Source organism: Enterobacter sp. E20 (assembly GCF_000801755.2).
GTDB lineage: Bacteria > Pseudomonadota > Gammaproteobacteria > Enterobacterales > Enterobacteriaceae > Enterobacter > Enterobacter asburiae_B.
In genome coordinates this window covers 1782616-1804744 of record NZ_CP012999.1, presented here as the reverse complement: position 1 = coordinate 1804744, position 22129 = coordinate 1782616, and the positions used below count along the sequence as shown (strand labels likewise).

The window sequence follows — 22129 nt, the reverse complement described above, 5'->3', positions numbered from 1 at the left end:
AAATTGATATGCATCAAGTTTTGATGGCTTAAAAGTAGACAATTCTGGTCAAAAAGAAAGCCCGGTGCGCTTTCGCGGCCGGGCTTTGATGCTTGCGGGTACTTGATTAACCCAGCGTTTTAAACGCTTTGATACGCTGCAGATGCGGAGAGATGTTTTTGAACTTGTGGGTCTGTTCTTCGTCCCAGACGATCTCATAGTAATGATGCAGGAGCTCTGCTGCCCGATGGCTGTTGAGCGCTTCATCATTACGGGAAAGGATCACCAGGCAGCGGTCGCGGTTTTTCTCACGGAAGTTGCTCACGCACTTGGTCGCAATATCGACATACTCTTCCGGACGGTCAATTTTGCCTTCCATGTTCTCGTTCGGGAACAGGTTAGGATTGAACACCACCTGGCGAATGTCGCACAGGAAGCCAATCCGCTCCGCCCAGTAGCCGCCCAGCCCTACGCCGCAAATCAACGGGCGATCGTCGACGTTGAGCTGCAACATCTTGTCCACCTCTTTGAGCAGATGCTGCATATCATGCTTCGGATGACGCGTGCTGTAGCTGATCAACCGTACATCCGGATCGATAAACTGCAGCTGCAGCACCTTCTCATGATTGCCAGGACTGTTTGAGTCAAAACCGTGTAAATAGATGATCATCGTCTTCTCACCACGCTACGCCTTCCGGGAGGGTTTACAGGCTGGCTTTATGTGCCTGCCAGCGCTCATTCAGGTCTTCAAGCCGGGCGTTGACCGTCTTCCAGCGCGCCGAATCCATCAGCTCCTGACGGCTAAATGAACCTTTATGATACAATTGTGTAACACGCTCTGCATTGATCGGCGACAGGTTATCCAGCACGCTAACGGCACCTTTACGATTATTGCAGACCAGGATCATATCGCAACCCGCATCCAGCGATGCCTGACCGCGTTCAGCGTAGCTGCCCATGATCGCGGCCCCTTCCATCGACAAATCGTCAGAGAAAATCACGCCGTTGAAGCCCAGCTCCTGACGCAGAACGGTTTTCAGCCAGTGCGGAGAACCGCTGGCAGGACGCGGGTCGACGTCGCTGTAAATCACGTGCGCGGGCATAATGGCATCCAGCTTGTTATCGGTGATAAGCGACTGGAAAACCGACATATCTTTGGCGCGAATTTCCGCTTCCGGGCGCGGATCGCGCGGGGTCTCTTTGTGAGAATCCGCCGTCACCGCCCCGTGACCCGGGAAGTGTTTCCCGGTGGTTTTCATGCCTGCGTCGTGCATGCCGTCGATGAACCGGGTCGCCATTGCCAGCGCAATACGCGGGTCTTCATGGTATGAGCGCTCGCCAATGGCAGCGCTGATATGCCCTACATCCAGCACCGGTGCAAAGCTGATGTCGATATCCATAGCAATCATTTCGCTGGCCATCAGCCAGCCGGCCTCCTGCGCCAGTTTTCCACCCTCTTCCGTGCCGAGCAGCGCAGCGAATGACTGGGCTGCCGGGAGACGGGTAAAACCGTCGCGAAAACGCTGCACGCGCCCGCCTTCCTGATCGACGGCCACCACCAGATGATTGCGCGACGCGGCGCGGATCTGACGCACCAGCTCGCGCAGCTGCGCCGGATCGTGATAGTTGCGAGTAAACAGGATCAGGCCACCCACCAGCGGATGCGCCAGAATTTCACGCTCCTCCGCATCCAGCTCAACCCCTTCAACATCCAACATGACTGGACCCACATCCACCTCTCTTATCCTTTAGTTTGTAACTGACGCCAGGCATCGTCTGCCAGCGCAATAAATTGTTTGTCTCTGGACTGCCGATAGCGCATTTCAAACCAGCCAGCCATTAACATAATGACCCAGGGTCGCCAGCGTCTGACCTGACGCCTCAGCGCGTCGGGGTCAATATGCGCCACCCGGGCGTAGCCCCTGATGAGCATCTGCCGCGCGGCTTCACTCTCCGTCCAGACGGCCGTCAGCTCCAGCGCCACATCGCCATCTCCGGCATACTCCCAGTCGATAAGCCTGATCCCCGCTGGCGTATGAACAATATTCCCGGCATGAACATCCATATGCAGCGGCGCGAGCCGAATCGGCTGCGGCTCGCCCGTTTTACGCAGCCGCCTGAGAAGTGCCAGCCACACTGGAGTACGCCTGTCAGGCAGGGCTTGCTGCCAGTAATGTTCCAGCAGTGGGAATAACGTAATTCGCCATCCCAGACGTGGCTGCCGGTGCAGATGATACAGCACCGCCGCAAGCTCCGGCGTGTCCGGCAGCGCGCTTTTAACTTCACCTTCCAGATAGTCGACGGCCATCCAGCCCTGTCTGAAAAAACGAGGGGCAGGCACGAGATCTGACGGAAGACGTCTCAGGGCACGAAACTGACGACGGAAATGGGAGGCAGGCGCGTCGGGATCGTGATTTTGCCGCAAGACCAGACGTCGTTCGCCCTGTTCTATAATGCAACTCGCGCCGCCAAGCCCGGAATGGGCCTGCGGCGCGATAAGGCGGTACTGAGGAAAATAGCGCGTCAGAATCTCTTCACGCGTGCCGTCATTGTTGCGTAACCGCACCTTTACCTGACCAGATAATTTCGCCTGTCTGAACCAGCATCAGCTGCATCTGCAGGGCTGGGGTATTCACGTTACCGGTGGCGTTAGAGTAAAGCACATACTGCGCGCCAACGTTACGGGCAATGCCGATCGCCTTGCTGCGGGTACCGAGGCTATCCTGCGGCGACAGGCCCAGCTGCTGTTTGGCGACGGCGAGCTGCTGAGCCGAGACCAGCGTAAACTTGCCGTTGTTAGCCAGAGCATTACGCAGGGTTTCCGTGGCTTCACCCGCGTTCAGCGAACCGTTGGTACGGTTGTTCACGCTGTCGACCAGCAATACGCTGCCCGCCGTCACGCCCTGCGCCTGCAGCATTTTGCCTACCATCGGCTGCATAGCCCCGTTCCAGTCGTAATGGCGCACGCGCGGCGTGGGCTGTGACGTCTGGTCCGGATGTTCAATCGGGCCTGGCTGCGCCGGAATAGACGGTACAGACGGCACGGTTGGCTGCTGCTGCGTTGGCGGTGTCGGCTGTTCAGTACCCGGTTTAGCCTCTTCCACAGGCGCAGGCTGTTCAGTTCGGGTCACACACCCTGCAAGAAACAGAGCGAAAGCTGTCACGAGCGCATAGCGGCTCAAATTTTTAATCAAGGTTCACCCCTCAGAGATAAAGATAAAGTCTCACCTTATGCGCACCCAGATAGTTGGCGCTGCCATAGAGCGTTACCGACGACCTGGCCGGAATGGTGACGTTGCGCGGCGCCTCCAGCGGATGCATTTCAAGACCTCTTACGTCATACCAGAAAAAACGGTAGTGGACCGTCACCGGTTCATGTCTTTCATTAAAGAGCGTAGAGGAGGCAGATGAGTTGATTTCACTGATGGTCAACGCGGGCTGTTGCGCCGTGATGCCCGCGGCAAGCACGGAGGACTCCATGACCAGCGTCTGTTCATCATTCACGGGGATCGCCGGACGCGAGCTGCACCCCACAATCATCATCGCCATTACCAGCGCTGCAATACGCCCTTTCAGCATGTCAAAGACCTTTATGTGCCAGCATCGGCCCCAGAGGACGTCCACCCAGCAGATGCATGTGAATATGATAAACTTCCTGGCCACCATGGCGGTTGCAGTTCATGATCAGACGGTAACCGTCTTCTGCAATCCCTTCCTGTTCAGCGATTCTGGCAGCCACAGTCAGCATACGACCTAACGCCACTTCATGCTCGGTTTTTACGTCGTTTACAGTCGGAATCAGAATATTGGGAATGATAAGGATGTGCGTCGGGGCCTGAGGGGAAATGTCCCGGAAAGCCGTCACCAGTTCATCCTGATAGACGATATCCGACGGGATTTCGCGGCGGATAATTTTACTGAAAATCGTTTCTTCAGCCATGACCTTTTCCTTTTTTGTTTAATCTGGCGCAATGCGTCCGCTGTAAACACACTCCCGGGATCGGTGTGTGACACAATCCAAGAGTATGAGCGAGTTTCTCCTGTCCTTTCAACCTCCTCCCTCGATTTCTTTCCTGAATGTTCATCAGCTGACTGAAGAGTGACCGCTCTCGCGTCTCAGTGGCGTTTTTTAAGACACAAATAAAAAAGGCAGCCATTCGGCTGCCTTAGTCTCCCCAGGTCACAACTTAGTTGCTGCGGATGTACTCATCCATTTCGGTTTTCAGGTTATCGGATTTGGTACCGAAGATTGCCTGTACACCAGAACCTGCAACAACTACGCCCGCTGCGCCCAGTTTTTTCAGACCCGGCTGGTCTACTTTCGCCACGTCGGCAACGCTCACACGCAGACGAGTGATGCACGCGTCCAGGTTAGTGATGTTCTCTTTACCGCCGAACGCTGCGACCAGTGCCGGAGCCATTTCGCTGGTAGCGCCAGCTTTACTGTCTTCTGTCGCATCTTCACGACCCGGAGTTTTCAGGTCCAGTGCTTTAATCAGCACGCGGAAGATGGTGTAGTAAACAACGGCATAGCACGCACCCACGATTGGGAACAGCCACAGTTTGCTGCTGTTACCGGACAGAACGATGAAGTCGATCAGACCGTGAGAGAAGGACGTACCGTCACGCATACCCAGCAGGATACAGATTGGGAACGCCAGGCCCGCCAGAATCGCGTGGATAACGTACAGGATCGGCGCAACGAACATGAAGGAGAACTCGATCGGCTCGGTGATACCGGTCAGGAACGAGGTCAGCGCTGCGGAGATCATGATACCGCCCACTTTTGCACGGTTCTCTGGCTTAGCAGAGTGCCAGATAGCAATCGCAGCTGCTGGCAGACCGTACATTTTGAACAGGAAGCCACCAGACAGTTTACCTGCAGTTGGGTCGCCCGCCATGTAACGTGGGATATCGCCGTGGAATACCTGACCTGCTGCGTTGGTGAATTCACCAATCTGCATCTGGAATGGAACGTTCCAGATGTGGTGCAGACCGAATGGCACCAGGCAACGCTCGATGAAGCCGTAGATACCAAACGCCACAACCGGGTTCTGGTAAGCAGCCCACTGAGAGAAGGTCTGGATAGCAGAGCCGATTGGTGGCCAGATGAAGGACAGGATCACGCCAGTGAAAATCGCTGCCAGACCAGAGATGATCGGAACGAAACGCTTGCCCGCGAAGAAGCCCAGATACTCAGGCAGCTTGATGCGATAGAAGCGGTTAAACATATACGCTGCAATCGCACCGGAGATGATACCGCCCAGAACACCGGTGTCCGCCAGGTGTTTCGCGGCGATCTCTTCTGCCGGTAAATGCAGAACCAGCGGCGCAACCACAGCCATGGTTTTCACCATGATGCCGTAGGCAACCACTGCAGCCAGCGCAGAAACGCCGTCGTTATTGGTGAAGCCCAGAGCCACACCGATCGCGAAGATCAGTGGCATGTTAGCAAAGACAGAACCGCCTGCTTCGGCCATCACGTGGGACACTACGGCTGGCAGCCAGCTGAAGTTAGCAGAACCGACACCCAGCAGGATACCTGCGATAGGCAGTACGGATACTGGCAGCATCAGCGATTTACCGACCTTTTGCAGGTTAGCAAATGCATTCTTAAACATAATTGAGAGTGCTCCTGAGTATTTGTGCTTTTTTTACGCTTTCACGCATTGGCGCGGGGGGAGTACCGTGCCGTGGACAGGACATCTAAGCGCCCTTTATTTATTACACAGAGTAAAATAATTCCCTCTGAGTTTGTTTGACGGCTATCACGTTTCAGCTTAAGGCGGTCGAAAAACTTTCAGTTATTTACAAAAAGCATGTCCGGATGTGTCTAAATACACACTCACCGCCCCAAATGAGGCGGTGAACTTTACTCGCTTTACTTATTAATTACGAGCCTAAAAAAAACAGGTGTATCAAACAGATTGCAGGCGGGCGGGGTCGATATGGAACAGCGTGGAGAAGTTTTCCGTCGTCACGCGGGCCAGCTCATCGATGCTGACGCCCTTCAGTACGGCCATGTACTCAGCCACATCTCTCGTCATAGCGGGCTGGTTCTCTTTACCGCGATGCGGTACCGGTGCCAGGTACGGAGAATCCGTCTCCACCAGAATGCGATCGAGCGGAACATAACGTGCAGCATCACGCAGCTGCTCAGCGTTACGGAACGTCACGATCCCCGAAAACGAGATATAAAACCCCAAATCAAGCAGCTTCCCCGCCGTTTCTCTGTCTTCTGTGAAACAGTGTAGTACGCCACCGCAATCCGTCACGTTTTCTTCCCGGAGGATAGCCAGGGTATCCGCACGCGCATCGCGGGTGTGGACGATAACCGGCTTATTCAGTTCCCGGCCAATGCGAATATGGTTGCGGAAGGACTCCTGCTGGCGCGGTTTGGTTTCCGGCGTGTAAAAATAGTCCAGCCCGGTCTCGCCCATCGCCACAACGCCCTCTTCGGCTGCCAGTCGGCGCAGATCCTCAACATCGTAGGCCTCGTCCTGATTCAACGGATGTACGCCGCAGGAGAACACCACGTTATCGCGAACGCCCACCAGCTCACGCATGGAGCGGTAGCCCGGCAGCGTCGTCGCCACCGCAAGACAGAATTTCACATCGCGGGCAGCGGCTTTTGCCAGCACGTCATCCACGTTTTTATGCAGGGATTGATAATCCAGGCCATCAAGATGGCAGTGTGAGTCGACTAAAAACATAATGTCTCTCTCAGAGATGGAAAACAGGCGGTGTGACGCCGGGTTGCAGGTAATGTTCGATACGCAGTAACTGGTCGGTCAGTAAAAGCTCGCGATTAAGACCCGTTACGGTTAAAAGCTGTTCACGGCTCTGGCAGATGTCATGGAGCATCGCGTGAAGAACCGTCCCTGAGAGCCGGTTCGCCAGCGTATTCACCAGCGGCAACGCGTCCGGGTTAGTCAGAAGCGTTGCACCTTGCTGGATTTTGAGCGCATCCAGCAGTAGGGAGGCCAGCCAGTGCTGACGATCAACGGCCCGATCGCTGTTAAGCGCAGGCAGTAAACTTAGCCAGTCCTGACTGTTCAGTGAGACATCCAGGGCCCGGCAGAGCGTTTCTCGCTCTGACCAGACGTCAGGCTGCAGTAGTGCCAGCGCCGCCGCGGGCGCGCCGCTGCTCAGGCGCAAGGCGGACAGCGCGCTTTCAGGTGACGTTGTCACCTCTCGTTCAAGCCAGCTCAGCGCCCACGATTCCTGAGGTACTGCAAGGTGATGAAGACGACAACGGCTGCGCAACGTCGCCAGTAATCGTCCCGGGTCACGACATGAGAGGAAAAACCACGTTTTAACCGGCGGCTCTTCCAGGGTTTTAAGCAGGGCGTTAGCCGCCGCCTCGGTAAGCAGCGTGGCGTCTTTAAGCCAGACCACTTTAGCGCCGCCCAGTCGCGCGTGTTCATACAATTTTTCACTGACTTCACGCACGGCATCGATACCGAGCGCGCTTTTACCCTTCTCAGGCTCAAGGGTGTAGTAGTCAGGATGCGTGCCCGCCTGCATCAGCTGGCAGCCACGGCATTTACCACAGCTCTTGTGCCCTTCCGGCTGCTGACACATCAGAAAACGGGTGATGGCATAAATCAACGCATCATCACCCATTCCTGGCAACGCCTGAATCAGTAACGCATGATGCCCCCGACCCGCCTGATAGCTGCCGATCAGCTGTTCAAAGTGTGGGCGCAACCATGGATACCATTTCATGCCTGCTGCTCCTGCACCCACTGCGTAATGGTGTGCTGAATGTCGCGCGTAACGTCGTCCAGAGACTGCGTCGCATCGATGGTACAAATTGAGCTGTCCTGTGCGGCCAGCTCAAGATAGCGCGCACGGGTGCGGTTAAAGAAATCAAACGACTCTTGTTCAATGCGGTCCAGCTCGCCGCGCGCGCGGGCACGTTTGAGACCCACTTCCGGGGTCACATCCAGATAGAGCGTCAGGTCGGGGCGAAAATCACCCAGTACGGCATTACGTAGCGTTGCCAGCATTGTCTGGTCGATGCCGCGTCCTCCGCCCTGATACGCCTGAGTCGACAGATCGTGACGGTCGCCGATAACCCACTTGCCCTCGGCCAGGGCGGGTTTGATCACCGTCTCAACCAGCTGAACGCGCGCCGCGTAGAACATCAGCACTTCGGCTTTGTCAGTGATAACTTCGTCGCCGACGGATTTGATATCCAGTACCAGGCTGCGCAGCTTTTCAGCCAGCTGCGTGCCGCCCGGCTCGCGGGTAAATACCATGTCCGCCACGCCAAGCGCTTTGAGCGTATCCACCACCACGTTGCGGGCGGTGGTTTTACCCGCCCCTTCGAGTCCCTCAATGACAATGTATTTACTGCGCATTTTTTTCCTTAAGTGCCTTCAGATAGTCCTGAACAGAGCGATTGTGGCTGGCAAGGTTGGTGTTAAAGGTATGCCCCCCTTTTCCATCAGCCACAAAATAGAGATACGGTGTTTTCGCCGGATGCGCGGCGGCTTTAAGCGACGCCTCGCTCGGCGTGGCAATCGGGCCCGGCGGAAAACCGCTAATCACGTAGGTATTATACGCAGTTGGCGTCTCCAGATCTTTTCTTGAGATTTTGCCGGTATAGCTCTCGCCCATGCCGTAGATAACGGTAGGGTCGGTTTGCAGACGCATGCCGATGCGCAGACGGTTGATAAATACTGACGCCACCCGATCGCGCTCAGCAGCGACGGCCGTCTCTTTCTCGATGATCGAGGCCATGGTCACGAACTGGTTCGGATCGCTGTAAGGCAATCCTTCCATCCGCCCTTCCCAGGCGGCATCTACGGCGGCAACCATTTTTTTGTGCGCCCGCTTCAGGATAGCCACATCGGTCGTGCCTGCCGTGTACATCCAGGTGTCTGGCCAGAACCAGCCTTCCACCCATTCCGGATGTTCAAACTTCAGCGCTTCTGCCACCGTCTGATAGCTATCGTCTTTTAACGTATGTTTGATATACGGCGCGTCACGCAGCTGTTTGAGGTAATCACTCAGGCGCATCCCTTCCACAAACCGCAGGGGGAACTGGGCTTCTTTACCGCTTTCCAGCAGCTGCAGCATCTCTCTGACGGTCATTCCCGGCGTAAAACGATAGGTACCGGCTTTGAAATGTGACAGCTCAGGTTCCACGCGCAATAGCCACTGGAATACGCGTGGACGATTAATAATCTTGTCGCCATAGAGCTGTTCCCCAAGCGCCTGACGGCCGGTTCCCGCTTTCAGGGTAAAGATCGTATCCTCTTTAACCAGGATCTTGCTGTTCGCCAGCTGGCGAACTTTCCATACGCCCGCTCCGCCGGCGACGCCCAGCGCAACGATGAGGATAAGGACAACGCGCAACATTTTTTTCATGACTATCTGGTTTGCTCACATATCGGGGCTAAAAACTGAAACAGTTCGCGCGAAGACCAGCGTTGTTGGCCATACGCACGGACGGGTACAACAGGCATCAGCGCATTGCAGATGATGACTTCATCGGCAGTCTGTAGCGCGGCTTCTCCTGCGCTAACTTCGACAACGCGAAAGCCAGAGCGTGCCAGCTGTTGCAGACAAAACTGGCGCATTAACCCATTTACGCCAGCGTGTTCCAGCGACGGAGTGAACACCTCTTCCCCCTGCCGCCAGAGTAAATTAGCCGCACAGCATTCCGTAATGAACCCTTCGCTGTCAAGAACCAGCGCCTCATCGGCGTCCGTCTGTTCAAGATGAGTACGAATGAGCACCTGCTCGAGGCGGTTGAGATGCTTAAGCCCGGCCAGCATCGGATTTCGTCCCAGTCGTACTGGGCTCAGCGTCAGCGTGATGCCGTCTTCTCGCCAGCGAGTATAATGCGCGGGATAAGCAGAAACGGAGAGAATACGCGTAGGGTTGATACACGATGCGGCGCTGTAACCCCGGCCACCACTGCCGCGGCTGATGATGACTTTGAGTACGCCGCTGTCCTTCCCGGTTGCCAACTGGCACATTTCCTGTCGCAACGTGTCCCAGTGCGTAAAGGGGATCATGAGCTTTTCACAGCCATGCTGCAGGCGTCGAATGTGCGCCTCCAGCAGGCAGACATCACCTTCCAGAATGCGCGCCGTCGTAAAGCAACCATCACCGAACTGTATCGCCCTGTCGCTGGCAGGCAGCGTGTCCTGCTCAAGGCCATTGATTAAAAACATGGTGGCTCCTTATGCGTGGGCAATTAGTCTGGCAGGATGTCATGCAGCCGACAAGAAGATTAGGCTTAATAAAAAAGGCCCGGCAAGCGGACCTTTTTAAATGCTATCGGGACGTCAGGATCAGATCTTTTTGAAGATCAGAGAGCCGTTGGTGCCGCCGAAGCCGAAGGAGTTACACAGGGTGTACTCCATACCGCTAACCTGACGCGCTTCGTGAGGAACGAAGTCCAGATCGCAACCTTCATCCGGGTTATCCAGGTTGATGGTTGGCGGAACAGCCTGATCGCGCAGCGCAAGGATGGAGTAGATTGACTCTACTGCACCCGCCGCACCCAACAGGTGACCAGTCATGGACTTGGTGGAGCTCACCATTACGCGGCTGGCAAATTCGCCGAAGATAGACTTAACCGCCTGAGCTTCAGCTTTATCGCCTGCAGGTGTAGAGGTACCGTGCGCGTTCACGTAGCCAATTTGTGCTGGGGTAATACCCGCATCACGAATCGCATTTTCCATCGCCAGCGCAGCACCCGCGCCGTTCTCAGGAGGAGACGTCATGTGGTAAGCATCGCTGCTCATGCCGAAACCAACGATTTCAGCATAAATTTTCGCGCCGCGTTTTTTCGCGTGCTCGTACTCTTCCAGTACGATCATGCCCGCCCCGTCGCCCAGCACGAAGCCGTCACGGTCTTTATCCCACGGACGGCTCGCCGCCTGCGGGTTATCATTGCGGGTAGACAGCGCACGCGCCGCACCAAAACCGCCCACACCCAGTGGGGTACTGGCTTTTTCAGCACCGCCCGCAACCATAGCATCTGCATCGCCGTACGCAATAATGCGCGCGGCCTGGCCGATGTTATGTACGCCAGACGTACAGGCAGTCGCGATTGAAATGCTTGGCCCACGCAGGCCGAACATGATGGTCAGGTGACCCGCCACCATGTTAACAATCGTGGACGGAACGAAGAACGGGCTGATCTTACGCGGGCCACCATTCATCAGAGATGTATGGTTTTCCTCGATCAGGCCAAGACCGCCAATCCCGGAGCCGATAGCGGCGCCAATACGGGTTGCGTTCTCTTCCGTAATCACAAGGCCAGAATCCTGCATGGCCTGAACGCCAGCGACAATTCCATATTGAATGAAGGCATCCATCTTGCGCTGTTCTTTGCGCGAGATGATCTCTTCACAGTTAAAATCCTTTACTAAGCCAGCAAATTTCGTTGCATAGGCGCTAGTATCGAAATGGTCGATTAGGCTGATGCCGCTCTGACCGGCAAGGAGAGCTTTCCAGGTGGACTCTACGGTATTGCCGACAGGAGACAACATGCCAAGTCCGGTCACAACTACACGACGCTTAGACACGTTTGTCCTCCAGGGAGGGATAAAAAAAGAGATTCGTGGGAATAAAAAAGATAAAACTCAGGCGGTCGAATGACCGCCTGGAGATGTTCACTTACGCCTGGTGACCGTTGATGTAATCAATGGCAGCCTGAACGGTGGTGATCTTCTCAGCTTCTTCGTCCGGAATCTCAGTATCAAACTCTTCTTCCAGAGCCATTACCAGCTCAACGGTGTCAAGAGAATCTGCGCCCAGGTCTTCAACGAAGGAAGCGGAGTTCACAACTTCTTCCTGCTTAACGCCCAGCTGTTCGCCGATAATTTTCTTAACGCGTTCTTCGATAGTGCTCATACTCTTAAATTTCCTATCAAAACTCGCTTTCGCGATGGTTTTCGTAGTGTATAAAATGTTGAAAAATTTGCAACTAAATCCCGGCAGTTCGTACCACGATTTTACGTTATTTTGAGGCTATTTGCCCTAATAACGCAAATATTTTTCTACACGTCATCATCCAGGCTGCCTCTGCGTTGGCTGCGCCCTCTAATCCCGGTCACATAGTAATCTATGCTCCCAGGCTTCTCGGTCTTGCCGCCTTGATCCAACCAGAATGATTTAGTGTATCTCGTGGTTAAACCATATACATCCCGCCGTTGACGTGGAGGGTCTCACCAGTGATGTAACCCGCTTCGTCAGAGGCTAAAAATGCAACCGCACTGGCGATTTCTTTAGGGTCGCCAAGACGACCCGCCGGAACTGCCGCCAGCGTACCCGCACGCTGCTCATCAGTCAGCGCACGCGTCATGTCCGTTTCAATAAAGCCCGGAGCAACAACGTTTACCGTAATACCGCGGGACGCAACTTCACGCGCCAGCGACTTACTGAAACCAATCAGACCTGCTTTCGCCGCAGCGTAGTTAGCCTGACCAGCATTTCCCATGGTACCAACCACAGAACCGACAGTGATAATACGTCCATGACGCTTTTTCATCATAGCGCGCATTACCGCTTTTGACAGACGGAATACAGATGACAGGTTGGTTTCGATGATATCGTTCCACTCGTCGTCTTTCATTCGCATTAACAGGTTATCGCGAGTGATCCCGGCATTGTTTACCAGAATATCCACTTCACCAAACTCTGCGCGAATATTTTCCAGAACAGATTCGATAGATGCAGGTTCGGTCACATTCAGTACCAGACCTTTACCGTTTGCACCCAGATACTCGCTGATGGCCTGAGCGCCATTCTCGCTGGTTGCTGTACCAATCACCTTCGCGCCGCGCGCAACCAGTGTTTCAGCAATTGCACGCCCGATACCGCGGCTTGCGCCAGTGACCAGGGCGATTTTTCCTTCAAAACTCATGGTATTCCTCTTTTATTGCGAGAGTGCCGCTGACATCGCTTCCGGCTCGTTAATCGCCGAGGCTGTCAGGGTGTCAACAATACGTTTTGTCAGACCGGTGAGGACTTTACCTGGGCCGACTTCATACAGGTGTTCAACGCCCTGAGCGGCCATAAACTCAACGGTTTTAGTCCACTGTACCGGGCTGTAGAGTTGGCGAACCAGCGCGTCACGGATCGCTTCCGGCGTGGTTTCGCATTTCACATCGACGTTGTTCACAACGGAAATCGTCGGTGCGTTAAACGTAATTTTTTCCAGCTCAACAGCCAGTTTTTCGGCAGCAGGCTTCATCAGCGCACAGTGAGACGGCACGCTGACCGGCAGCGGCAGCGCACGCTTAGCACCCGCTGCTTTACAGGCCGCACCCGCACGTTCAACCGCTTCTTTATGACCGGCAATAACCACCTGGCCCGGCGAGTTGAAGTTTACCGGAGAGACAACCTGGCCTTCAGCAGATTCTTCACACGCTTTTGCAATTGCAGCATCATCCAGACCGATGATGGCAGACATGCCGCCCGTGCCTTCCGGCACCGCTTCCTGCATGAATTTACCGCGCAGTTCCACCAGACGTACCGCGTCAGCAAACGCGATCACGCCGGCACACACCAGCGCAGAGTATTCACCCAGGCTGTGACCTGCGAGCAGCGCTGGCGCTTTACCGCCCTGCTGCTGCCAGACGCGCCACAGCGCAACGGACGCGGTCAGCAGCGCTGGCTGGGTCTGCCAGGTTTTGTTCAGTTCTTCGGCCGGACCCTGCTGGGTCAGCGCCCATAAATCATAACCCAGTGCATCAGAAGCTTCACGGAAAGTCTCTTCAATTACCGGATAGCGTGCTGCCATTTCAGACAACATCCCAACGGTTTGAGAGCCCTGGCCCGGGAACACAAAAGCAAATTGCGTCATTTTTTATTCCTTATACTAGAAACGAACCAGCGCGGAACCCCAGGTGAACCCGCCACCGAAGGCTTCAAGCAAGACCAGCTGGCCCCGTTTGATTCGTCCATCGCGTACCGCTTCATCAAATGCGCACGGTACCGACGCCGCAGAGGTGTTGCCGTGACGATCCAGCGTCACCACAACGTTATCCATCGACATGCCCAGCTTTTTCGCGGTGGCGCTGATGATACGCAGGTTCGCCTGATGCGGCACCAGCCAGTCGAGCGCGGTACGCTCAAGGTTATTCGCTTCCAGCGTTTCATCAACGATGTGTGCAAGCTCGGTTACCGCCACCTTGAACACCTCGTTCCCTGCCATAGTCAGGTAAATCGAGTTGTCCGGATTAACGCGATCGGCGTTAGGCAGGGTCAACAGTTCGCCATAGCTGCCATCAGCATGCAGATGCGTGGAGATGATACCTGGCTCTTCGGACTGCCCCAGCAGCACCGCACCCGCACCATCACCAAAAATAATGATCGTTCCACGATCGGTTGGATCGCAGGTACGCGCCAGCACGTCAGCACCGATCACCAGCGCATATTTAACGGCACCGGATTTCACGTACTGATCGGCAACGCTCAGCGCATAGGTGAAGCCTGCGCACGCGGCAGCGACGTCAAACGCCGGGCAGCCTTTGATGCCGAGCATATTTTGCACCTGGCACGCCGCGCTTGGGAAAGCATGCGTGGCAGACGTCGTGGCGACCACGATCAAACCAATCTGTTCTTTATCAATGCCCGCCATTTCGATAGCACGCTGTGCGGCTTCGTAACCCATGGTCGACACGGTTTCGTCTGGCGCGGCAATACGACGTTCACGGATACCTGTGCGCGTGACAATCCACTCGTCAGACGTATCTACCATTTTTTCCAGATCGGCGTTGGTACGCACTTGTTTTGGCAGGTAGCTGCCGGTACCTAAAATCTTCGTATACATGTACGCTCAGTCACTTTTAGCTAATACAGCTTCCAGGCGAGCGGCAATCCGCTGAGGGACTTGTCGCTGCACCGCCTGCACTGCCTGTTCAATCGCGACAGCAAATGCTCGCTGATTGGCGGCGCCATGACTCTTAATCACGATGCCGCGCAATCCTAACAGACAGGCGCCATTATACTGGTCGGGGTTGAGGTGACTGAATCGCCGCGTCAGGCTCTTTTGTAACCAACGCTTCAATAAAATCAGCCACCAGGCGCTTTTTTTGCCTTCTCCCTGAGATTTCAGCAGAGAAAGAAACATGCGTACGACCCCTTCCATGGTCTTCAACGTGACGTTTCCGGTGAAGCCATCGCACACCAGAACATCCGTTTTACCCGTCAACAACTCATTGGCTTCGAGATAACCAATATAGTTGATGGAGGGAACCTGTTTGAGCAATTCAGCCGCTTCGCGAATGCTGTCCAGGCCTTTGGTCTCTTCTTCACCAATGTTCAGTAACGCAACACGGGGAGTGTTGATCCCGACAACTTCTTCTGCCAGCACCGATCCCATCACGGCAAACTGAGCCAGCATAGTACTATCACAGTCGACGTTAGCGCCCAAATCGAGCACCACCGTCTTGCCCTTCTGCTGATGCGGTAACACCGTTACCAGCGCAGGGCGCTCAATACCTTCAATAGGTTTGAGCAGCAATTTCGACAGCCCCATCAGCGCGCCGGTATTTCCCGCGCTGACGCAAGCCTGAGCTCGCCCTTCTTTCACCAGCTCCAGCGCTATCCGCATAGAGCTGCCACGACTATTGCGAATCGCCTGCGAGGGTCGGGCATCACTGGCAATAACTGACTGCGCAGGAATAATCTGCAGACGCGAACGTTGTTCAAAGTCAGCTTTTGCGAGTAATGGCGTGATTGCGTCGGGATTGCCGACTAAAAGAAGTGTGAGTTGCGAATTAGAATTCAGTGCCTGCAATGCTGCAGGCACTGTCACGGAAGGGCCAAAATCTCCCCCCATGACATCTAACGCCAGGGTTAGACGTGTCAAGGTATCGTCGCAGCCTGGTTCGGTAAATTCCCCGTTTGCACGGGGAAATCCTCACTAAGCCTAATCACGCTTGCGCGTGATTACTTAGTGATAACCTTGCGGCCGCGGTAGAAACCGTCAGCGGTGATGTGGTGACGCAGGTGTTTCTCACCAGAAGTCTTGTCTACAGACAGGCTGGTAACTGCAGTCAGCGCGTCATGGGAACGACGCATGCCACGTTTGGAACGGGTTGGTTTATTCTGTTGTACGGCCATGGACCTTACTCCTCAATTACTTACGCTTTAAGCTGGCTAATACGGCAAATGGGTTTGGTTTTTGCGCTTCATCAGGCAGTTCCCCAAAGACCATGTCCGCCTCGGACACTTCACAGTGTTCAGAATCATGCACCGGAACTACTGGCAAGGTGAGGATGATTTCATCTTCAACCAGAGCCAGAAGATCGATTTCACCGAATTCGTTAACCTCAATCGGCTCATACGCTTCCGGGAGTGCTTCAGCCTGTTCGTCAGAACGAACGGGACTGAAACAATACGTTGTGTGAACATGCTGTACAAACGGTTTCCCGCAACGCTGACACTCGAGCGTTACCGTCACCTTTGCATCACCGGTTAAAACGGCGAGACGCTGGTTGTCGATAGCGAACGACATGGAGCATTCTACATCACTGTCCACACTGACTACGGATTCGGCAATACGCTCAGCCTGATCGGAAGTATAGATACCTTCGTAATCGAGGCGTTTTTGAGCCGTACGAACCGGATCAAGAGTCAGGGGTAATTTTACCTTTTGCATAGGGCGCGCATATTAACTTTGTAACGTCATAGAGTCAAAGAAAAAGGCAACCAGAGCTGCCTTTTGCCAATTATTCGCACACATTGCGGCCTGTAGTTTAAAATGGCTGGCATCGATACGCTATATCTGGTGATAAAAATATGCCAAATCTCGTCCTTGCTTCCACGTCTCCCTACCGCCGAATGCTGCTGGAAAAGCTCGGGATCCCGTTTGAATGCGCCGCGCCAGAGGTTGATGAGACGCCACAGCCGGGCGAATCACCGCGTCATCTGGTGATGCGTCTTGCTAAAGAGAAAGCGCAGTCGCTGGCCGCACGTTACCCCACACATTTGATTATAGGCTCAGACCAGGTTTGCGTGCTGGACGGCGAAATCACCGGCAAGCCCCATACGGAGGAGAACGCCTGCCAGCAGCTTCTGCGCGCGCGAGGCACTATCGTGACCTTTTATACCGGCCTGGCGCTTTATAACTCTGCCACCGGTCATCTGCAAACCGAATGCGAGCCGTTCGACGTACACTTCCGCCATCTCAGCGAGCAAGAGATCGTGGATTATGTGCGCCGGGAACGTCCGCTGAACTGCGCAGGAAGCTTTAAAAGTGAAGGACTGGGGATTGCGCTGTTCGACAAGCTGGACGGTCGCGATCCCAACACGCTGGTGGGGTTACCGCTGATTGCCCTGTGTCAGATGTTAAGGCGAGAAGAGTGTAATCCGCTGACTATGTGACTTTTGCCCAGCGGCGCTTCGCTTGCATGGGCCTACTAAACTGCGGCCTGATGCCCTCACCCCGGCCCTCTCCCACAGGGAGAGGGAGCAAACATTAAAAACGACAACATTCGTTGCCGTTTTACGTTTACCTTAGCCGCGCAGAACCTTAAGACAGCGTTTCAACTGCTCGTCCAGCGGCGCTTCAATACGGATGACTTCTCCCGTATTAGGATGGGTAAACTTCAGCGCTGCCGCATGCAGGAACAGACGCGACAGCCCCGTCCCCGCCAGCTGCTTATCAAACTCGCGGTCGCCATAGCGGTCATCAAAGGCGATGGGGTGCCCTGCAAACTGCGTATGCACGCGGATCTGGTGAGTACGGCCGGTCACCGGACTGCAGCGCACCAGCGTGGCAAACTCATAGCGCTCTTCAACCTTAAAGCGCGTCTCAGACGGTTTTCCTTCCTGGCTTACGCGGACAATACGTTCGCCGCTTTGCAGAATGTTCTTCAGCAGCGGCGCCTGCACCACTTTTACATGGGACTGCCATTGACCGCGCACCAGCGCCAGGTAGTCTTTCTGCATCCCTTTTTCACGCAGCTGTTCATGCAGCGAACGCAGCGCAGAACGCTTTTTCGCCACCAGCAGTACGCCAGAGGTGTCACGGTCAAGGCGGTGCACCAGCTCAAGAAAACGCGCTTCCGGGCGCAGGGCGCGCAGCCCTTCAATCACGCCGAAGCTCAGACCGCTGCCGCCATGGACAGCCGTTCCTGACGGTTTATTGAGCACCAGAATGTGGTCATCTTCGTACAGGATCACATCGCTCAGGGCCGCCACTTTCTGTAGCTTCGGTGAAACGGTCTCTTCTTCACGTTCCGCAACGCGCACCGGCGGAATACGTACTTCATCGCCCGCCTCAAGTTTGTACTCGGGCTTCACGCGTTTTTTGTTCACCCGCACCTCGCCCTTGCGCAGGATGCGGTAAATCATGCTCTTTGGTACACCTTTCAACTGGGTGCGCAAAAAGTTATCGATACGTTGCCCCGCGTCATCTTCGGCGATGGCAACCATTTTTACGGCTGGAGTCTCTGTTTTCATGGTTGGCGATTCTAAATATCGTCAGCCATTAGCGCCACTCATTTTTCTATGCTTATATTTACTTTTATCCGGCCAGCTCCCCGTTTCGCGCAACCGATTTGGTGGTTATTAAACCAATCGCCATTCTGAAGTGAAGAAACTGTGAGTAACCGGGTGATAATTGGTAAAAGTCATCTTGCTATAACCCGGCGAGCAGTGGAATAATGAGGCTGTTTTCCGTGTTAAATCCTGGTTAAGTAAGGATGTTGACGGAATGACCAATTTTGTCTGACCGATCATCCACGCAGCAATGGCGTAAGACGTATTGATCTTTCAGGCAGTTAGCGGGCTGCGGGTTGCAGTACTTCCCGGTATAAGGATTGTTCTCTGGAGAGTTCTACCCAGGCAATTCCCCTGATAATTGCGCTGTGTTTCCGTATGAAATACAGGCAACCGACACTCTGCGCCTCTTAAGCGAGCGACAACCGTGAGGTTGGCGACGTGAACAGACACGAGGCCATCGGTTCATACCCCGGAAAGCGTCACCTTGCCCGCAGCTTTGTCGTCAATGTAAGAATAACGAGTAAGTTACGATGAAAAGAATGTTAATCAACGCAACTCAGCAAGAAGAGTTGCGTGTCGCCCTTGTGGATGGGCAGCGCCTGTACGATCTGGATATCGAAAGTCCTGGACACGAACAGAAAAAAGCGAACATTTACAAAGGTAAAATCACCCGCATTGAACCAAGCCTTGAAGCTGCATTTGTCGATTACGGTGCTGAGCGTCATGGTTTCCTCCCTCTGAAAGAAATCGCCCGCGAATATTTCCCCGCAAACTACAACGCCCATGGCCGCCCAAACATCAAAGATGTTCTGCGTGAAGGTCAGGAAGTTATCGTTCAGATTGATAAAGAAGAGCGTGGCAACAAAGGTGCCGCACTGACCACCTTTATCAGCCTGGCAGGGAGCTATCTGGTTCTGATGCCTAACAACCCGCGTGCGGGTGGCATCTCTCGCCGTATCGAAGGTGATGACCGTACCGAGCTGAAAGAAGCGCTGGCAAGCCTCGAACTGCCTGATGGCATGGGGCTTATCGTGCGTACCGCAGGCGTTGGCAAATCAGCCGAAGCGCTGCAGTGGGACCTGAGCTTCCGTCTGAAGCACTGGGAAGCCATTCAGAAAGCAGCCGAAAGCCGCCCTGCTCCGTTCCTGATCCACCAGGAAAGCAACGTTATCGTGCGTGCCTTCCGTGATTACCTGCGTCAGGACATCGGTGAGATTCTGATCGATAACCCGAAAGTGCTTGAGCTGGCGCGCCAGCACATCGCCGCGCTGGGTCGTCCGGATTTCACCAGCAAAATTAAACTGTACACCGGTGAAATCCCGCTGTTCAGCCACTATCAGATCGAATCCCAGATTGAGTCCGCCTTCCAGCGTGAAGTGCGTCTGCCATCCGGCGGTTCTATCGTTATCGATACCACTGAAGCGCTGACCGCTATCGACATCAACTCCGCGCGTGCAACGCGCGGTGGCGATATCGAAGAGACCGCCTACAACACTAACCTCGAAGCCGCTGATGAAATCGCCCGCCAGCTCCGCCTGCGCGACCTGGGTGGTCTGATTGTTATCGACTTCATCGACATGACCCCTGTTCGCCACCAGCGTGCGGTTGAAAACCGTCTGCGCGAAGCGGTGCGTCAGGACAGGGCGCGTATCCAGATTAGCCATATCTCACGCTTTGGCCTGCTGGAGATGTCCCGTCAGCGTCTGAGCCCGTCTCTCGGCGAGTCCAGCCATCACGTTTGTCCGCGCTGCTCCGGCACCGGTACCGTGCGTGATAACGAATCTCTGTCCCTCTCCATTCTGCGTCTGATTGAAGAAGAAGCGCTGAAAGAGAACACCAAAGAGGTTCACGCCATTGTGCCGGTGCCCGTTGCCTCTTACCTGCTTAACGAAAAACGTGCAGCGGTAAGTGCGATTGAAGCGCGTCAGGGCGGCGTTCGCTGCATCATCGTGCCAAACGACCAGATGCAGACCCCACACTATCACGTGCTGCGCGTGCGTAAGGGCGAAGAGACGACCACCCTCAGCTACCTGCTGCCGAAGCTGCATGAAGAAGAGATGTCCCTGCCTTCCGATGAAGAGCCAGCCGAGCGCAAACTGCCAGAGCAGCCTGCGTTAGCGACCTTCATCATGCCTGAAGCACCGCCGGAAGCAGCCCTGGAAAAACCTGCGGCCAAACCTGCAGCGCAGAAACCAGAAGCCGCGGTAGCGAAAGCCCAGCCGGCGCAGCCGGGTCTGCTGAGCCGCTTCTTTGGCGCGCTGAAGAAAATGTTTGCTGAAGAAGAAGTTCAGCCAGAGCAGCCGAAAGAAGAGCCAAAAGCAGCCAAGCCAGAGCGTCAGCAGGACCGCCGTAAGCGTCAGAACAACCGCCGCGATCGTAACGACCGCAGCGATCGCAATGACCGCAGCGAGCGTCGTGACAACCGTGACAATCGCTCTGAGAATAACGAAGGCCGTGAGCAACGCGAAGACAACCGTCGCAACCGTCGCGAGAAACAACAGCCGAATGTTGAAGATCGCGAAATTCGCCAGCAGGCGGGCGATGAGTCTGAGAAGAGCAAACAGCGTGACGACCAGCAGCCGCGCCGTGAACGCAGCCGTCGTCGTAACGACGAGAAGCGTCAGGCACAGCAGGAAGTCAAAAACCTGAACCGCGAAGAGCCTGTTGAACAGCAGGACGGCGAGCAGGAAGAACGTACTCAGGTTATGCCGCGTCGTAAGCAGCGCCAGCTTGCTCAGAAAGTTCGCTTCGCCTCTGAAGTAACCGAAGAGTCAGCCGTTGTCGCGGTTGAAACTAGCGAGATCGCAACCGGTACTCAGCTGGCGAAAGTTGACCTGCCAGCGGTTGTTGAAAACAACGTTGAGCAGGATGATAACGGCGAAAACCGTGATAACGCCGGTATGCCGCGCCGTTCACGTCGTTCTCCACGTCATCTGCGCGTCAGCGGTCAGCGCCGTCGTCGCTATCGTGATGAGCGTTACCCGACTCAGTCGCCAATGCCGCTAACTATTGCCTGTGCTTCGCCAGAAATGGCCTCCGGCAAAGTCTGGATCCGCTACCCGGTTGCTCGCCCGGAGCAGGTTGTTGAAGAACAGCCTGTAACCGAAGAGGTGATTGCACCAGCAGCCGCGGTAGAAGCTGTCGTGACTGAAGCGGCAACCGTGGTTGAACCTCAGGTTGGTGAAGCTGAAGCACCTCACGCAGTGGAAGTTGAAACCACCCATCCAGAAGTGATTGCCGCGCCGGTTGATGCCGCGCCGCAGCTTATCGCCGAAGAAGATGCCGTGGTGGCTGAGGAAGTGGCTGAAGTGGCTGAACCTGTAGCCACAGTGGAAGACACCGCTGAAACCCTGCTTGAAACCACCACTGAAGAAGTCGTTCAGGACGTTGAGATTCAGGTTGAACCGGTTGTCGAAGAAGCGAAAGCGCCTGAGGTGAAACCTGAGCCGGTTGTTTCTGCACCAGCCGCTGCCCACGTGGCGACAGCACCAATGACGCGCGCCCCGGCGCCGGATTACGTGCCTGAAGCCCCGCGTCACAGCGACTGGGTACGCCCGGCGTTCAGCTTCGACGGTAAAGGCGCTGCAGGCGGCCACAGTGCAACGCATCAGGCGACTGCACCGGCGACGCGTCCGCAGTCTGTCGAATAACGACGCTGAAAGTAAAA

The 22129-nt window shown here is 55.1% G+C and carries 23 protein-coding genes; 2 read left to right on the top strand and 21 right to left on the bottom strand.

Going from position 1 to position 22129, the window contains the following annotated elements; translation table 11 throughout:
- Positions 1–106 precede the first annotated feature (106 nt).
- The 20 genes from ycfP to yceD all read right to left on the bottom strand — a co-directional run bounded on the left by ycfP (position 107) and on the right by yceD (position 16615).
- Positions 107–649: an alpha/beta hydrolase YcfP gene (gene ycfP, locus NI40_RS08510; RefSeq protein WP_008500781.1), complete on the bottom strand. Its 543-nt coding sequence runs from the start codon at positions 647–649 to the stop codon at positions 107–109.
- A gap of 34 nt (positions 650–683) precedes the next feature.
- A complete protein-coding gene (gene nagZ, locus NI40_RS08505) occupies positions 684–1709 on the bottom strand; it encodes a beta-N-acetylhexosaminidase (protein WP_039262160.1) in 1026 nt (341 codons plus the stop codon).
- Between the two features lie 11 nt (positions 1710–1720).
- Positions 1721–2545, bottom strand: coding sequence for a thiamine kinase (gene thiK, locus NI40_RS08500; RefSeq protein ID WP_039261913.1), 825 nt, complete (start codon positions 2543–2545; stop codon positions 1721–1723).
- A complete protein-coding gene (lpoB, locus tag NI40_RS08495; protein WP_103791505.1) occupies positions 2526–3170 on the bottom strand; it encodes a penicillin-binding protein activator LpoB in 645 nt (214 codons plus the stop codon). Before lpoB ends, thiK begins: the two co-directional genes overlap by 20 nt.
- Positions 3171–3183: 13 nt before the next feature.
- A complete protein-coding gene (locus tag NI40_RS08490; RefSeq protein ID WP_039261911.1) occupies positions 3184–3558 on the bottom strand; it encodes a YcfL family protein in 375 nt (124 codons plus the stop codon).
- Between the two features lies 1 nt (position 3559).
- On the bottom strand, positions 3560–3919 hold the full coding sequence (gene hinT / locus NI40_RS08485) for a purine nucleoside phosphoramidase (RefSeq protein WP_033145218.1): 360 nt from the start codon (positions 3917–3919) through the stop codon (positions 3560–3562).
- Positions 3920–4166: 247 nt separating this feature from the next.
- Entirely contained in the window at positions 4167–5600 is a 1434-nt protein-coding gene (gene ptsG, locus NI40_RS08480) for a PTS glucose transporter subunit IIBC (RefSeq protein ID WP_023311158.1), read from the bottom strand.
- Positions 5601–5897: 297 nt separating this feature from the next.
- A complete protein-coding gene (locus NI40_RS08475; protein ID WP_029739870.1) occupies positions 5898–6692 on the bottom strand; it encodes a metal-dependent hydrolase in 795 nt (264 codons plus the stop codon).
- 10 nt (positions 6693–6702) lie between these two features.
- The gene (gene holB / locus NI40_RS08470; RefSeq protein WP_039261910.1) at positions 6703–7707 is read right to left on the bottom strand and encodes a DNA polymerase III subunit delta'; all 1005 of its coding nucleotides are present in this window, start codon (positions 7705–7707) and stop codon (positions 6703–6705) included.
- A complete protein-coding gene (gene tmk / locus NI40_RS08465) occupies positions 7704–8345 on the bottom strand; it encodes a dTMP kinase (protein ID WP_023311155.1) in 642 nt (213 codons plus the stop codon). The genes holB and tmk overlap by 4 nt, the downstream gene beginning before the upstream one ends.
- The gene (gene yceG, locus NI40_RS08460) at positions 8335–9357 is read right to left on the bottom strand and encodes a cell division protein YceG (RefSeq protein ID WP_039261908.1); all 1023 of its coding nucleotides are present in this window, start codon (positions 9355–9357) and stop codon (positions 8335–8337) included. The genes tmk and yceG overlap by 11 nt, the downstream gene beginning before the upstream one ends.
- A 2-nt stretch (positions 9358–9359) precedes the next feature.
- The gene (gene pabC / locus NI40_RS08455; protein ID WP_039261906.1) at positions 9360–10169 is read right to left on the bottom strand and encodes an aminodeoxychorismate lyase; all 810 of its coding nucleotides are present in this window, start codon (positions 10167–10169) and stop codon (positions 9360–9362) included.
- A gap of 120 nt (positions 10170–10289) precedes the next feature.
- Entirely contained in the window at positions 10290–11531 is a 1242-nt protein-coding gene (gene fabF / locus NI40_RS08450) for a beta-ketoacyl-ACP synthase II (protein WP_039261904.1), read from the bottom strand.
- 91 nt (positions 11532–11622) lie between these two features.
- A complete protein-coding gene (gene acpP, locus NI40_RS08445) occupies positions 11623–11859 on the bottom strand; it encodes an acyl carrier protein (protein WP_003857954.1) in 237 nt (78 codons plus the stop codon).
- 277 nt (positions 11860–12136) lie between these two features.
- The gene (gene fabG / locus NI40_RS08440; protein WP_008500795.1) at positions 12137–12871 is read right to left on the bottom strand and encodes a 3-oxoacyl-ACP reductase FabG; all 735 of its coding nucleotides are present in this window, start codon (positions 12869–12871) and stop codon (positions 12137–12139) included.
- A 12-nt stretch (positions 12872–12883) separates the two neighbouring features.
- Positions 12884–13813 carry an ACP S-malonyltransferase gene (fabD, locus tag NI40_RS08435; RefSeq protein WP_033145214.1) on the bottom strand — a complete coding sequence of 310 codons (930 nt, stop codon included), beginning with the start codon at positions 13811–13813 and terminating at the stop codon, positions 12884–12886.
- 15 nt (positions 13814–13828) lie between these two features.
- The gene (locus NI40_RS08430) at positions 13829–14782 is read right to left on the bottom strand and encodes a beta-ketoacyl-ACP synthase III (protein ID WP_023311150.1); all 954 of its coding nucleotides are present in this window, start codon (positions 14780–14782) and stop codon (positions 13829–13831) included.
- Between the two features lie 6 nt (positions 14783–14788).
- A complete protein-coding gene (gene plsX / locus NI40_RS08425) occupies positions 14789–15823 on the bottom strand; it encodes a phosphate acyltransferase PlsX (RefSeq protein WP_071884832.1) in 1035 nt (344 codons plus the stop codon).
- 80 nt (positions 15824–15903) lie between these two features.
- Complete coding sequence (gene rpmF, locus NI40_RS08420; RefSeq protein ID WP_003857964.1) at positions 15904–16077, bottom strand: 50S ribosomal protein L32; 174 nt, start codon at positions 16075–16077, stop codon at positions 15904–15906.
- Positions 16078–16093: 16 nt separating this feature from the next.
- Positions 16094–16615: a 23S rRNA accumulation protein YceD gene (gene yceD / locus NI40_RS08415; protein WP_014883375.1), complete on the bottom strand. Its 522-nt coding sequence runs from the start codon at positions 16613–16615 to the stop codon at positions 16094–16096.
- 140 nt (positions 16616–16755) lie between these two features.
- Here yceD and NI40_RS08410 point away from each other — a divergent pair, with 140 nt between their 5' ends.
- Positions 16756–17340, top strand: a complete 585-nt coding sequence (locus tag NI40_RS08410; protein WP_039261893.1) for a Maf family protein — start codon at positions 16756–16758, stop codon at positions 17338–17340.
- 132 nt (positions 17341–17472) lie between these two features.
- Here NI40_RS08410 and rluC read toward each other — a convergent pair whose 3' ends face one another.
- Positions 17473–18420 carry a 23S rRNA pseudouridine(955/2504/2580) synthase RluC gene (gene rluC, locus NI40_RS08405; RefSeq protein WP_024909023.1) on the bottom strand — a complete coding sequence of 316 codons (948 nt, stop codon included), beginning with the start codon at positions 18418–18420 and terminating at the stop codon, positions 17473–17475.
- Between the two features lie 572 nt (positions 18421–18992).
- Between rluC and rne the strand changes: the two genes are divergently transcribed.
- The gene (gene rne / locus NI40_RS08400; RefSeq protein ID WP_039261891.1) at positions 18993–22112 is read left to right on the top strand and encodes a ribonuclease E; all 3120 of its coding nucleotides are present in this window, start codon (positions 18993–18995) and stop codon (positions 22110–22112) included.
- The last annotated feature ends 17 nt before the right edge of the window (positions 22113–22129 follow it).